The organism is Massilia sp. (assembly GCF_031995545.1).
Taxonomy (GTDB): domain Bacteria; phylum Pseudomonadota; class Gammaproteobacteria; order Burkholderiales; family Burkholderiaceae_D; genus Telluria.
Map to the genome: position 1 here is coordinate 4,764 of NZ_DAMAGA010000030.1, position 14,768 is coordinate 19,531.

Below are 14,768 nucleotides of genomic sequence, written 5' to 3' on the forward strand. Positions count from 1 at the left end.
CCTTGTTCTCCGCGTGATGTTAAAACGTTCCACCCCATTTTCGCCAACGCCGGCGCGCCGTCCGACTACAATGGGGTGGAACGTTTTAACATCACGCGGAGAACAAGGCATGGATTGGCAGTTCTGGATCGACCGAGGCGGCACCTTCACCGACATCGTGGCGCGCCGTCCCGATGGACAACTCGTGACGCACAAGCTGCTGTCCGAAAACCCCGAACAGTACCGCGACGCCGCCGTGGCCGGCATTCGCCACCTGCTCGGCGGTAATGCCGCCGGCGCGGCGGTCGAAGCGGTGAAGATGGGCACCACGGTCGCCACCAACGCGCTGCTCGAGCGCAAAGGCGAGCCAACCGTGCTGGCGATCACGCGCGGTTTCCGCGACGCGCTGCGCATCGCTTACCAGAACCGGCCACGCCTGTTCGACCGCCACATCGTGCTGCCCGAACTGCTGTATGCACGCGTGATCGAAATCGACGAGCGCATGGGTGCGCACGGCGACGTGGTGCTTCCGCTCGACGAGGATGCGGCGCGCAGCTCTCTGCAGGAAGCGTTTGACGCCGGCCTGAGCTCGCTGGCGATCGTATTCATGCACGGCTACCGTCATACCGCGCACGAAGCGGCGGTGGCGCGCATCGCACGCGCGATCGGCTTCACCCAGGTGTCGGTGTCGCACGAAGTGAGTCCGATGATGAAGCTGGTGGCGCGCGGCGACACCACCGTGGTCGATGCGTATCTGTCGCCGATTTTGCGCCGCTACGTCGACCAGGTGGCGGGCGAGCTGCCCGGCGTGAACCTGCAGTTCATGCAGTCCAGCGGCGGTCTGACCGATGCGCGCGCCTTCCAGGGCAAGGACAGCATCCTGTCCGGCCCTGCGGGCGGCATCGTCGGTATGGTGCGTGCCAGCCGCCTGGCCGGCTTCGAGCGCGTGATCGGCTTCGACATGGGAGGCACCTCGACCGACGTCTCGCATTACTCGGGCGAGTTCGAACGCGTGTTCGAGACCCAGGTCGCGGGCGTACGCATGCGCGCGCCGATGATGAGCATCCACACGGTGGCGGCGGGCGGCGGTTCGATCCTGCATTTCGATGGCAGCCGCTATCGCGTGGGACCGGACAGCGCGGGCGCCAATCCCGGCCCGGCCAGCTACCGGCGCGGTGGACCGCTGGCGGTCACTGACTGCAACGTCATGCTGGGCAAGGTGCAGCCGCGCTACTTCCCGCGCCTATTCGGACCGGGCGGGGACGACGCGCTCGATGCCGAGGCGGTGCGGGCGTGCTTCGATGAACTGGCCGACCGCATCGGTGAAAGCACCGGCACGCGGCCGGCGCCGGAAGCGGTGGCTGAAGGCTTCATCCAGATCGCGGTCGGCAATATGGCCAACGCGATCAAGCAGATCTCGGTTCAGCGCGGCCACGACGTCACCGAATACGCGCTGACCAGCTTCGGCGGCGCCGGAGGCCAGCACGCCTGCCTGGTGGCGGACGCGCTGGGCATGAAGACGGTGTTCATCCATTCGCTGGCCGGCGTGCTGTCCGCTTATGGCATGGGCTTGGCCGACCAGACCGCGATGCGCGAGCAGGCGGTCGAAGAACGCTTGAGCGACGCAATGCTGGCGTCGCTGCGAGCACGCCTGGCGGAACTGGCGGGGCAGGCGCGCACGCAGTTGCGGATGCAGGGCGTGGCGGACGAGCGCATCGTGCTGGTCGAACGCGTGCATCTGCGTTACGAAGGCACCGACTCGGCACTGCTGGTGCTCCTCGGCAGCGCCGACGAGATGCAGGCGCAATTCGAGCAGGCCTATAAGCGACGCTATTCGTTCCTGATGCCGTCGCGCGCGCTGATGGTGGAAGCGGTGTCGGTGGAAGCGATCGGCCAGTCGGATGCGCCACCTGAAACGCGCGTCGATACGCTGGCGACGGAGCCTGCGCCGGCGCCCTCGGTGACCGTGCGCATGTACAGCGGCGGCGAGTGGCGCGATACCGCGATCCACGCGCGCCACGATCTGCAGCCGGGACACGTGGTGCGCGGTCCCGCGATCGTCGCCGAGGACAACGCCACCACCGTGGTCGAACCGGGCTGGCAGGCGAGCGTGACCGACTACAACCACCTGGTCCTGACCCGCGTCGAAGCGCTGCCGGAGCGGCGCGCGATCGGCACCACGGCCGACCCGGTGATGCTCGAGATCTTCAACAACCTGTTCATGTCGATCGCCGAGCAGATGGGGCTGCGGCTGCAGAACACCGCCTACTCGGTCAACATCAAGGAACGCCTCGACTTCAGCTGCGCCATCTTCGACCACGACGGCAACCTGGTGGCGAACGCGCCGCACATGCCGGTGCACCTCGGGTCGATGGGCGAGAGCATCAAGACCGTGATGCGCGAGAACGCGGGCCGCATGCGCGCCGGCGACGTGTATGTGCTCAACGATCCATACCACGGCGGCACCCACCTGCCGGACGTCACGGTGATTTCGCCGGTATTCGATGCCGAGGGCCGCGAGATTCTGTTCTATGTCGGCTCGCGTGGCCACCATGCCGACATCGGCGGCACCACGCCGGGCTCGATGCCGCCGGACTCGGACCACATCGAGCAGGAGGGTGTCCTGATCAACAACTTCAAGCTGGTCGACGGGGCGGACGGCGTGCTGCGCGAAGAGGCGGCGCGCGCACTGCTGTCGGGCGCGCGCTACCCGGCGCGCAATCCGGACCAGAACATGGCCGACCTGCGTGCGCAAGTGGCGGCCAACCAGAAGGGTGTCGAAGAGCTGGGCAAGATGGTGGCCTACTATGGCCTGGACGTGGTGCGCGCCTACATGGGACACGTGCAGGATAACGCTGAAGAAGCGGTACGGCGCGTGATCTCGGCGCTCAAGGACGGCAGCTTCCACTACCAGCTCGACAACGGCGCGCATATCGACGTCGCGATCCGCGTCGATCAGGCGTCACGCAGCGCGGAGGTCGATTTCACCGGCACCTCGGGCCAGCTGCCGAACAACTTCAACGCGCCGTCGAGCGTGTGCATGGCGGCGGTGCTGTACGTGTTCCGTACGCTGGTGGATGACGAGATTCCGTTGAATGCCGGCTGCCTGAAGCCGCTGAAGGTGATCATCCCGCCCGGTTCGATGCTCAACCCGCATTACCCGGCCTCGGTGGTGTCGGGGAATGTCGAGACCTCGACCTGCATCACCAACGCGCTGTATGGGGCGCTCGGCGTGATGGCGGCGGCGCAGGGGACGATGAACAACTTCACGTTCGGGAATGCGCGCTATCAGTACTACGAGACCATCTCGGGCGGCTCCGGTGCCGGCGAAGGCTTCGATGGGACCGATGTGGTGCAGACCAATATGACCAATTCGCGGCTGACCGATCCCGAGATTCTGGAGTTCAGATTCCCGGTGCGGCTGGAAAGCTACGAGATCCGGCACGGCTCGGGCGGGGCGGGGCGCTGGCGCGGCGGGAACGGGGGCGTACGCAAAGTGCGCTTCCTGGAGCCGATGACGGCGGCGATCCTGTCGAATAACCGGATCCATGCACCGTTCGGCATGGCGGGAGGCGGGGAGGCGCAGCGCGGCAGGAACAGCGTGCTGCGATCCGACGGTTCGATCGAGGAGCTTGGTCATATCGGGAAAACCGATATGGGAGCTGGCGACGTGTTCGTGATCGAGACGCCGGGTGGAGGTGGATTCGGCGAAGTTTGAACAGGATGGCCTGGCAATCGCCAGGCCATTCCGCGCTGAATTCAGGCTGCGATACCGTACTTGCGCCGCGCCGCCTGATACTCCTCTACCAGCACCGCAAGGCGCGGATGCAGCGCATCCTGCGCCCTGATCCCATCCAGCAGCGCCCCCGCAGTCTGCCCCAGCGGATGATCCCACCCCAGTTCGTTCATCTGGCGCAGGATGCCGCCCGCCGTCGCCACCATGATCTGCAGATTGTTCGGCGCGATGTGCAGCGCTTCGAGCAGCGTCTGCACCGCCCCGCGCACGTCGCCCATATTGCGCTTCTCGTCGGCCACGCCGAGCAGGATCTGGGCCTGCGCCTTGAGCTGCTGCCCCATGCCTTCGACCAGATCGCCACGCCCGGCCTTGTCGAACACGCCCATCGCCTGGTCGACCGACACGCCGCTCTGGGCATCGTGCATCACCGTCATCATCACGTCGGCCGCCTGCGCGTCGAGCTGATGATCGAGGCAGGCGCGCGCCATTTCCATCTTGAGGCCGGACGATAGTCCGCTGCTGGCGCGCACCGCGTTCACCGCCGCCTGCAGTTCGGCCGCCGCCGCGCCGCCGTTGCCGGTCTTGTCGTGCAACAGTGAGGTTGCATACGACTTGCAGGCGTCGGCCGCCGGGCTGCCGCGCAGCGAGCGTTCCAGGTCGCGGATCACGCCGGTGGCCTGCACCATGTCGCCGCGCGTCACCAGCGCCTTGACCAGATTCACATGGTCTTCGGGATCGCGAAACTCCGAATAACGTGCCTTGGTCACCACCTGCTTGAACGATTTCTCGGCACCTTCCGCGTCGCCCGTCGCCAGCGCCACTTCGCCCAGCTTGCGCAGGCGCCGCACCACGTGCGGGGAAATCGCTACCGCGTCTTCCAGCACCTTCTTGGCCAGCGCTCCCTCGCCCTCGGTTTCGAGGCAGCGCGCCAGCAGGTCGTAGGCCGCCATCATGCGCGGGTTCGAGATCAGCAGTTCGTCGAGGATGAAGCGGGCGTCGTCGATCTGGTTCAGCGCCACCATGCAGCGCGCCAGGCCCAGTGCGGCCCAGCCGAGCGGGCGCTCGGTCATGATCTGACGATAGACGTTGGCCGCCTGCTGGTGCTCTTCCAGCGTGGTGTGCAGCTCGGCGCGGATGCGCGCGAAGTCGAAAGCGTAGCGCGGCTGCGCCTTTTCGCCTTCTTCGCAGGTGCGGATCGCTTCGCGCAGCTTGCCTGCCGCCGCCTGCTGCCAGGCCGGGAGCAGGGCGGCGCGACGTTCCAGCGCGCGTTTGATGCGGCCACTGAGCAGCTCCACCGTGAACGGTTTCAGCACGTAGTCGGTCGGGGTCAGTTCGGCCGCGCTGACCACCTTGTTGTACACGCCCTCGGAGGTGAGCATGATGAAGATGGTCGAGGCCGAAATCAGGTGATGGTGGCGCAGGTCTTCCAGCAGCTGCTGGCCGTCCTGGCCTTCGCCGCTGCCGCTGGCCAGGTCGTATTCGCACAGCACGACGTCATAGGCGCGCTTCGTCAGCTGCTTGATGGCCGTGTTGGCGTTGATCGCGTATTCGACCTTGCCGATGCCGATCAGCCCCAGCATGTTCTGCAGGCTGGTGCGCATGCCCGGATTCGGATCGACCACCAATACCGCCAGATTACCGTTGTCTTGCATATTCGTTCCCGTTTCTGCTGATGCTGCCTTGAGTGCTAATGCCATCCAAATATTGTTCACCGTAAAGATACCGACAAGCTACGGTTCTATCAAGGAAAGTGGCTTGCTGTGTTGTCAATGTGTTGGGCGCCAGAATACCGACAGCGATTCGCCGATGGCCGGGTCGAACCGGCCAGACCCCCATGGTCGCGCCTTTACAACACTGTATAATAGCGGGCTATCTTCCACCCAAGCAGCCACGCTGCATCAACGACTGTCCAAGCCATGTTGATTCTGCCGGGTTCCAATGCCCTGTCCGCCTTCCGTAGCCAACGCCTCCTGAGCCAACTGCAAGCCGTCGCCCCGTCGATTGCCGCGGTGCAGGCGCGCTTCTACCACTTCATCGATACCAGCGCGCCGCTGACGACGGACGACACGTCGCGTCTGTCGGCCATGCTCACCTATGGCGAGCCGGCCCCTGAAACGCTCTACGAAGGTGTGAGCGAAGAGTTCTTCGTCATCCCGCGCCTGGGCACGATTTCGCCGTGGGCCTCGAAGGCGACCGACATCGCGCACAACTGCGGCATGACCCACGTGCACCGCATCGAGCGCGGCGTCGGCTACACCGTGGTGCTGAAAAGCGGCATCCTGGGCAGCAGCATCGGCGCGCCGAAGAAACTCTCGGCCCCCGAACTGGAAGCCGTCAGCGCACTGCTGCACGACCGCATGACCGAAACCGTGCTGCGCAAGGCGGACGAGGCGCAGCACCTGTTCCGCGAACTGGAAGGCAAGTCGTTGGAAAGCATCGACGTGCTGGGCCAGGGCCGCGAGGCGCTGGTGCGCGCCAACACCGAACTGGGCCTGGCGATGTCGATCGACGAGATCGACTACCTGCACGACGCCTTCACCAAAGCGCAGCGCAACCCGACCGACGTCGAACTGATGATGTTCGCGCAGGCCAACAGCGAACACTGCCGCCACAAGATCTTTAACGCCGACTGGATCATCGACGGCGTCAAGCAAGAGAAGTCGCTGTTCGGCATGATCAAGAACACCCACCAGCTGAACCCGCGCGGCACCGTGGTCGCCTACAGCGACAACTCGTCGATCATCGAAGGCGCAACCGTGACGCGCTTCTTCCCGCGTGATGGCCAGCAGTATGGCCCGTCGACCGAGCTGGTGCACACCCTGATGAAGGTCGAGACCCACAACCACCCGACCGCGATTTCCCCATTCCCTGGCGCCTCGACCGGCGCCGGCGGCGAGATCCGCGACGAGGGCGCGACCGGCCGCGGCGCCAAGCCGAAGGCCGGCCTGACCGGCTTCACCGTGTCGAACCTGCTGCTGCCGGACGCCCAGCGTCCGTGGGAAAACGCGTCGGACGTGACCAAGGCTGACCGTACCGACACCGTCTACGGCAAGCCGGAACGCATTGCCTCGCCGCTGCAGATCATGATCGACGGCCCGATCGGCGGCGCCGCCTTCAGCAATGAATTCGGCCGTCCGGTGCTGGGCGGGTACTTCCGCAGCTACGAGCAGAACGTCGGCGCCGCCAACGCGGTGTACGGTTACCACAAGCCGATCATGATCGCCGGCGGCATCGGCAGCATCTCGGCCGCGCACACCCACAAGGACGAGATCCCGGTCGGCTCGCTGCTGATCCAGCTGGGCGGCCCGGGCATGCGCATCGGCATGGGCGGCAGCGCCGCCTCGTCGATGGCCACCGGCACCAATACCGCCGACCTGGACTTCGACTCGGTCCAGCGCGGCAATCCGGAGATGGAACGCCGCGCCCAGGAAGTGATCAACGGCTGCTGGCAGCTGGGCGAGAACAACCCGATCATCTCGATCCACGACGTCGGCGCCGGCGGCCTGTCGAACGCGTTCCCGGAAATCGTCAACGACGCCAAGCGCGGCGCGATTTTTGAATTGCGCAAGGTGCCGCTGGAAGAAAGCGGCATGGCGCCGAAAGAGATCTGGTCGAATGAGTCGCAGGAACGCTATGTACTGGCGATCGCTCCGGATGACCTGGCGACGTTTGCCGCCCTGTGCGAACGCGAGCGCTGCCCGTTCGCCGTGGTCGGCACCGCCACCGAAGAGCGTCAGCTGCGCCTGATCGACGACCAGGCCCTTGACGCCGCGAATGCGTCGCCGGTCGACATGCCGATGGACGTCCTGCTCGGCAAACCGCCGAAGATGCTGCGCGACGTCGAGCACGTCCAGCACAGCTTCCCGCCGGTCGACCTGACCGGCATCGAATTGAAAGAGGCTGTGCGCCGCGTGCTGCTCAATCCAACCGTCGCCGACAAATCGTTCCTGATCACCATCGGCGACCGTACCGTGGGCGGCATGACCGTGCGCGACCAGATGGTCGGCCCGTGGCAGGTGCCGGTGGCCGACTGCGCCGTCACCGCGATGTCGTACGAAGGCTTCGTGGGCGAAGCGATGGCGATGGGCGAGCGCACCCCGCTGGCCGTGATCGACGCCGCCGCCTCGGGCCGCATGGCCGTGGGCGAGGCGATCACCAATATCGCTGCCGCGCCGATCGCCGATATCTCGGACATCAAGCTGTCGGCCAACTGGATGGCGGCCTGCGGCCAGCCGGGCCAGGACGCCGCGCTGTTCGACACCGTCAAGGCAGTGGGCATGGAACTGTGCCCGGCGCTGGGCGTGTCAATCCCGGTCGGCAAGGATTCGCTGTCGATGCGCACCACCTGGAACGACGAGGGCCAGAACAAGGCCGTGATCTCGCCGGTGTCGCTGATCGTGTCGTCGTTCGCACCAGTCACCGACGTGCGCCGTTCGCTGACCCCGCAACTGCAAACCGACAAGGGCGACACCGCCCTGATCCTGATCGACCTGGGCCGCGGCAAGAACCGTCTGGGCGCCTCGATCCTGGCGCAGGTTACCCAGCAGCTGGGCGACAGCGTGCCGGACGTCGATTCGCCGCAAGACCTGAAAGCCTTCTTCGTCGCGATCCAGCAATTGAATAGCGACGGCAAGCTGCTGGCTTACCACGACCGTTCGGACGGCGGCCTGTTCGGCACCCTGGCCGAGATGGCCTTCGCCGGCCGCACCGGCGTGTCGGTCAACCTCGACATCCTGACCATGGAAGGCGAGCACGCCTCCGACTGGGGCGACGCCAAGAACTGGGCCGGCCAGGTGGCCGAGCGCCGCAACGAAATGACGCTGCGCGCGCTGTTCGCCGAAGAGCTCGGCGCCGTGATCCAGGTGCGTCTCGAGGACAAGAGCGCCGTCATGAACGTGCTGCGCGACCAGGGCCTGGGCGCCTGCAGCCACATCATCGGTAAGCTCAACGATCGCGGCGCGATCGAGTTCACCCGCGACGCCAAGGTGATCTACAACGAAACCCGCAGCAGCCTGCACCGCCTTTGGAGCGAAACCAGCTGGCGCATCGCGCGCCTGCGCGACAACCCGGCCTGCGCCGACCAGGAATACGACCGTCTGCTGGACGAAACCGATCCGGGCATGACGCCGAAGGTCAGCTTCGACCTGGCGGAGAATGTCGCGGCGCCGTTCATCGCGACCGGCGTGCGTCCACGCGTGGCGATCCTGCGCGAGCAGGGCGTCAACTCGCACATCGAGACCGCCTGGGCGATGCACCAGGCCGGCTTCAACGCGATCGACGTCCACATGAGCGACCTGATCGCCGGCCGCGCCAAGCTGGACGACTTCCACGGCATCATCGCCGTCGGCGGTTTCTCGTACGGCGACGTGCTGGGCGCGGGCGAAGGCTGGGCCAAGACCATCCTGTTCAACCCACAGCTGTCCGATGCGTTTGCCAAGTTCTTCGCGCGCCAGGACACCTTCGGCCTGGGCGTGTGCAACGGCTGCCAGATGATGAGCAACCTGAAGTCGATCATCCCGGGCGCGCATGCGTGGCCAAAGTTCACCCGCAACAAGTCGGAACAGTTCGAGGCGCGCTTCGGCATGGTCGAAGTCCTCGATTCGCCGTCGGTCTTCTTCCAGGGCATGGCCGGCACCCAGGCGCCGATCGCCATCGCCCACGGCGAAGGCTTTGCCGACTTCTCGCTGACCGGCGACATCAACGCCGCCAACAAGGCGATGCGCTTCATCGACAACCATGGCCAGGCGACCGAAACCTATCCGTTCAACCCGAACGGTTCGCCGGGCGGCCTGACTTCGGTCACCACCGACGACGGCCGCTTCACGGTGCTGATGCCGCACGCCGAGCGCGTGTTCCGCGGCGTCGTGCATTCGTGGGCGCCGGAATCGTGGGGTGACGAGTCGCCGTGGATGCGCATGTTCCGCAATGCGCGCAAGTGGGTCGCTTGATCATCGGTTGATCATCCGCCTAGCATAAAAAACGCCTCTTCGGAGGCGTTTTTTTATTTCCGGGCCAAAGTGAAGGTATGCTCGACGGCGCAGGGAAATCCACATGGCCGCTATTTGGGCTAACAGAATATCAACCGCTAGTTTGGATCGCTTACATGAAAACTGCCGCTGTCCGTTCGTTGTTCCTGATGGTCCTGACGTGCGTGGCCGGCATCTCCGGCGCCGCACAAAAATATCCGATCGACGATGCGACCCGCAGCGGCATCATCGCGACGCTCAAGCAAAAGATCAGCGAAGAATACGTATTCCCGGATAAGGCGAAACTGATCGTCGAGCGGGTCAGCGACAAGGAGCGGCGCGGCGCTTATCGTGGCCTGAACGACCTGAACCAGCTCGGCGCGGCCCTGACCGAAGATTTGCGCCAGCCGACGAGCGATCTGCACCTGACCGTCAGGACGACTACCGAGGTGCTGCCGGAAAACGAAGAAGGACCGCAGCGCACGCCGGAGATGGACCGCATCATGCTTAAGCGATTCAAGGCCTCCAATTTCGGCGTGAGGAAGGTCGATACGCTGCCGGGCAATATCGGTTACCTCGACCTGCGCGAATTCGCCGCGATCGAATTCGCCGAGCCGACTCTGGGCGCCGCGATGACGCAGCTGGCCGATACCGATGCCCTGATCGTCGACCTGCGCCACAACGGCGGCGGCGATCCGCATACGGTGGCGTTCGTGACGAGCTACCTGTTCGACGGGCGTACGCATTTGAATGACATGTACTGGCGCAAGAGCGGAAGCACCGACGCGTTCTGGACGCGCGACGATGTGCCGGGCAAGCGTTTCGGCGGCACCAAGAATGTGTACGTGTTGACCAGCAAGCGCACCTTCTCCGGTGCGGAAGAGTTCAGCTATAACCTGAAGCAACTCAGGCGCGCGACCATCATCGGCGAGACCACGCGAGGCGGTGCGCATCCGGGCGGCGGGCACCGGCTGCATCCGCACATGTTCGTGTTCATTCCGAGCGGGCGCGCGATCAACCCGATCAGCAAGACCAATTGGGAAGGGACGGGTGTGACGCCGGATATCAAGGTCGCGGCAGATGACGCATTACGCACGGCGGAGCGCGTCGCGCTGCAGCAGTTGTTGAAACAGTCTCCCGCTAAGGGCGTGGGTGAGCGGCGCAAGCGTTTGCAGGAGCTTGGCGGATCGTGAGCCGGGCCGGCGGGCTCTGCGCCCGCATCTCAGTGCTGCCGCAGATCGGCACTGCCATCTATTATCTCTGGAAGAGCAAGCATGGATAACTCACGTGTCCTCACAGTACCGCGCGCGCAATACGATAGCGAAGTCGATTCGCCGGATAGCTCTGTTCGATGGGCGTTCCGTCAGGCCGAAGAGAACCCCGACAATCCATATCAGTACGACCTGATCAACATTCCAAAGCACCTCGCGAACGGCCTGTTTTATCGCTACGCACGTGGTGATTCGCTGGACTCGCTGAAGGCGCATTTCTACGAGATCCATATACCGACGCTGGAAAAGGCTGCCGCGGTCGCCGACCGCTATTTTCCCGGACGCCGCATACGCTCACATTTCGAACAGTATGGCAGCTGGATGCTGCTGGCCGCACTGGTGTGCTTCGACGACGAAGGCGGCATGATCTCGCGGATCGATGACTGGTTCACGCCGGACTGCAATCCTGCCCTGGTCGGCATGGTGTTGAAGGGCTTCGTAAAGGACTTCGATTACGACAGGCCGTACAACCTCCGTGACAGTGTGCTGCCGGACGAGGAAGGGCTGGTCGCGATCCTGCTGCAGCCGCGCCCGACCTGGGAGCGCAGCCTGGCGGCGTACATGAAGCAGTGGCCCAAGCGTACCAAAAGCTACGGCTATCGCGAGCACATCGACGAGCACCGTTACGCATTCGCGGCGCTGCCCCTGCACCTGGCGCTGGTGGTGTGCGCCTTCGATGTCGACGACAGTGCGTTTCGCCACCTGCCGCACTATCCACGCGATCTGGTCGACTACTACCGCGCCCACGTCCGCCACGCGCGCGACGCCTGGCGCACCGCATTCGTCGATCCGACGATCGGGCTGCCCGAGAGCGCCCGGCCGAAGGAGAAGAAGCATTATGCGCTGACCAGGGCCGAAGCCTACGCGCGCTGGGTCGAGCTGATTTGTGGAGAGGATGCGCTGCTGATCGAACGCGCCAGGAAGGCGCTCGGCAAGCGCAAGACCATGCCGCCGTTGGACACGGCGATGGAAGCGCTGGCCGGGGTGGGGCTCGGGATCAATGCCGACCTGAAGGACGACGAGACGGTCTTTGCACATGCCAACTCCATGTGCGCGTCATGGCAGTTGCCGGCGCCGTCCGTGCCGCCGATGGAACAGCAGGGCCCGGCGCGGGTAACGGCCATCCTGAATGCGCTGCAGGCGCTCGACCTGCAACGGGGCAACCGGCTGGCAGTACTGGAGAGTGACAGCGATAACTGGAATGCGGTGTTGTACAGCGATGCCCACGCCGCCGAATTCGCCCTGCTGTGCGAGCAGCTCGAGATCACGTGCATGGGCCGCGAACAGTGGCAGTAGGTTGGCTGTCCCAATTAGCGCCGGACAGGCGGTAGCAGCCCTTGCTCCACCAGTCTGGCGACGATACGCCCGACAGCGGCAACGCCGCCGTCGGCCAGATCCTCGGCGTTGGTTGCCAGTGGCAGGTCGGGTTGCACACCGACCGCCTGGAGTGCAAATGGACGGGCGCGGCTAGGAGCGAAACGGTCCCGGCTGATCAGATCGATCAGGGTGGATTCCTTCATCTCGCCGACCTTCACGTCACCTGCGCTATCGAGCACGGCGAAGTTGCCGCTGTAGTTCACTCTCAAACCGGAGCGCGGCATCGGAAAGCCGGTTGCGGCGGAATCGCGTCCGCCGCCGGCACCGATGGTCTGCTCGCCGACGACGATCGCGCCGGTCGACCACAGCCACGCGGCCATGAACTCGCCGCCGGAGCGGGTGCCGGCATCGGTCCAGACCAGCAGCGGGCGCGGGGTTGCGATGGTGCCGCAAGACGGGTCTTCGATCTGCTCGACCAGCTTCAGGCTGCCCGGCGTACTGCCGCGGAACACGTCGTACGTGCGCGCCAGCGGCTTCGGCGTCAGGGCGCGCGCCAGCAAGCGCGCTTCGCGCGCGAAGCCGCCGAGGTTACCGCGCAGGTCGATCAGCAGCAGGTCGGAGTCGGCCGCGAGCGCGTTGATCTGGACCAGCCGCTTGCGTACGATCGCGCAGTAGCCGGCCAGCATCGGGCCGTCTTCGGTCGCATTCGGTCCTTCGGCGGCCTCGGCGGCGGCCACGAAATCCGCGTCGAACTGCGGCGCGAAAGCGCCGAAACGCACGGTGCCGATCCGGTAGCCGAGCACCTGCATTTTCTCGGGCAAGTCGGAGCGCTCGACAGCCTCGCTGAGGGCGACGATTGCCTGCTGGGTCACTGGCCGGTATGCCAGTTCGACCGTGCGGGTGGCGCCCGTGGTATCGCGCAGGGTCAGGCGCACCGTGTCCGACAAGCCGACTGCCGCGTGATACACGGGCGTGGCCGCGCCCAGCTTGAGCGCCGCTTCCGCCATACGCGAGCGGCGGTTGCCGCCGAAGGTGCGGGCGCCGGCTTGCTCGAGCCAGCGCGCGACCGGCTTGCCGTCGATGGTCAGCACCTGGTCGCCGTTGCGGACCGAGGTCACGCCCGGATCGACATGGCGCCACACCGACATCGCGCCGTCGCTGCTGGTGCGAAACAGCACGCCCAGCGTCCGCTGCTTGCCGGCCTTCGGCCCCACCAGGCCGATGTGCTGGTCCTGGAGCGCGGCCAGGGCGTCGGTCAGTTCGGCGGCGGATTCCAGCGCCGGCACGGATGCGCCGCGCCATAGCGATTCGTTGCCTTGCGCTTCGGCGGGAAAGGCTTGCCGGTAGCGCTCGACCCAGGCCAGCGAAGGATAGTGCTGAAGCAGGTCGGCCCGCAGTGCCTGGCCATCAGTGACGGTGGTCTGCGCGCTCGCGGCGGCGGGGAGGGCGAACGCCGCGCATGGCAGCAGGCAGGCTAGGAGGTTCTTCATGGGAAGTCGGAAAGTCGCGGTGTCGATGGTTGGCGCTGGTCGTCGCGCGGCAGCGAATAGGCGACTTCGCGCGCGCCAGGAGCGCCGCGGCGCCAACCCTGGCGCCCATAAAAACGGTCGGCCCGGGTGCCGGGCGTCGTGGTGAGCGTGACTTGCGCAAAGCCGAGCGTGAACAGCCAATCGACCGCGAGCCGGAGCAGCTGCTTCGCCAACCCGCGTCCCTCGTAGGCAGCATCGACGAACAGCGCCCAGATCGAGCCATCGCGCTTGTCGGCATAGGCGAAAGCGGCGATCGCCCCGTCGATGTCGGCCACCCAGCCACGCCCGTATCGATCCAGGTAATCCTCGTACATCTGCAGCGTGACGCGCGCCGGATCGGACAGCACGTTTTCGGTGACCGACAGCCGGATGCGCGACATCGCCGCGATGTCGGCAGGTTCGGCCCGCCGAAACACGGGCGTCACGCACAAGCCTATTTCCACAGCGGGTGCAGCCGTTCGTTCGATGCGCTGTACAGCATGGTGCGGGTACCGGCGTCGATCCGGGCTGGCGGCACGTGCCGCACCACGGTTCTGGCAAATTCCGGCAAGCCCATCAGCGTTCCCGAAACGCGCACCTTGACGCCCGAGGTGAGCGTGATCCGGTACCAGTTCATGCGCTTGTTGAAGCCGACTTGTTGCACCTCGCTCCACTCGAACGTGCCACGCTGCCCGAAGGCGCGGCCGTACTGCATTCCCTCGTCGCCGACTTCGTGCCGCGCGTTGAAGTAGTCCGCGATCATATACACACCGAGCAGCGCCAGCGCTGCGAAGATCAGGAATGGCCAGGCAGGCTCGGAGGCATCGGCCCAGATCAGCGCGCCGATAAAGCTACCCAGAAAGAAAACGGTGCCGACGATGCCGATGACAAGGATGCTGGTCGGCTGCGTCAGCTGGCGCGCCTGTTCCGCCGGACGGGCGCGCAGCCGGCTGCGGCCAAGCCAGCGCATCGTCAGCGCCATGGCCACGAT

General features: G+C 65.5%; 8 protein-coding genes. 4 read left to right on the forward strand and 4 right to left on the reverse strand.

The annotated features are described in order from the left end of the window. Positions 1 to 109 precede the first annotated feature (109 nt). On the forward strand, positions 110 to 3,697 hold the full coding sequence (locus RTQ83_RS18075; RefSeq protein ID WP_312517438.1) for a hydantoinase B/oxoprolinase family protein: 3,588 nt from the start codon (positions 110 to 112) through the stop codon (positions 3,695 to 3,697). Positions 3,698 to 3,738: 41 nt separating this feature from the next. Here RTQ83_RS18075 and RTQ83_RS18080 read toward each other — a convergent pair whose 3' ends face one another. Then, entirely contained in the window at positions 3,739 to 5,367 is a 1,629-nt protein-coding gene (locus RTQ83_RS18080; protein ID WP_312517443.1) for a response regulator, read from the reverse strand. 264 nt (positions 5,368 to 5,631) lie between these two features. On the opposite strand from RTQ83_RS18080, the gene purL reads away from it, so the two are divergent. From purL to RTQ83_RS18095, 3 genes are all read left to right on the forward strand, one after another. Beyond that, positions 5,632 to 9,663: a phosphoribosylformylglycinamidine synthase gene (gene purL / locus RTQ83_RS18085; protein ID WP_312517445.1), complete on the forward strand. Its 4,032-nt coding sequence runs from the start codon at positions 5,632 to 5,634 to the stop codon at positions 9,661 to 9,663. 77 nt (positions 9,664 to 9,740) lie between these two features. Continuing rightward, positions 9,741 to 10,874: a S41 family peptidase gene (locus RTQ83_RS18090; RefSeq protein ID WP_312517447.1), complete on the forward strand. Its 1,134-nt coding sequence runs from the start codon at positions 9,741 to 9,743 to the stop codon at positions 10,872 to 10,874. A gap of 81 nt (positions 10,875 to 10,955) precedes the next feature. Further along, positions 10,956 to 12,248 carry a PoNe immunity protein domain-containing protein gene (locus RTQ83_RS18095; RefSeq protein ID WP_312517449.1) on the forward strand — a complete coding sequence of 431 codons (1,293 nt, stop codon included), beginning with the start codon at positions 10,956 to 10,958 and terminating at the stop codon, positions 12,246 to 12,248. 14 nt (positions 12,249 to 12,262) lie between these two features. On the opposite strand, the gene RTQ83_RS18100 is transcribed toward RTQ83_RS18095, so the two are convergent. From RTQ83_RS18100 to RTQ83_RS18110, 3 genes are read right to left on the reverse strand one after another with little or no spacing between them, the layout of a single operon-like run. Then, the gene (locus RTQ83_RS18100) at positions 12,263 to 13,759 is read right to left on the reverse strand and encodes a S41 family peptidase (protein WP_312517452.1); all 1,497 of its coding nucleotides are present in this window, start codon (positions 13,757 to 13,759) and stop codon (positions 12,263 to 12,265) included. Continuing rightward, complete coding sequence (locus RTQ83_RS18105) at positions 13,756 to 14,223, reverse strand: GNAT family N-acetyltransferase (RefSeq protein WP_312517454.1); 468 nt, start codon at positions 14,221 to 14,223, stop codon at positions 13,756 to 13,758. Before RTQ83_RS18105 ends, RTQ83_RS18100 begins: the two co-directional genes overlap by 4 nt. Before the next feature lie 8 nt (positions 14,224 to 14,231). Beyond that, positions 14,232 to 14,759, reverse strand: a complete 528-nt coding sequence (locus RTQ83_RS18110; protein WP_312517456.1) for a PH domain-containing protein — start codon at positions 14,757 to 14,759, stop codon at positions 14,232 to 14,234. Between the last annotated feature and the right edge of the window lie 9 nt (positions 14,760 to 14,768).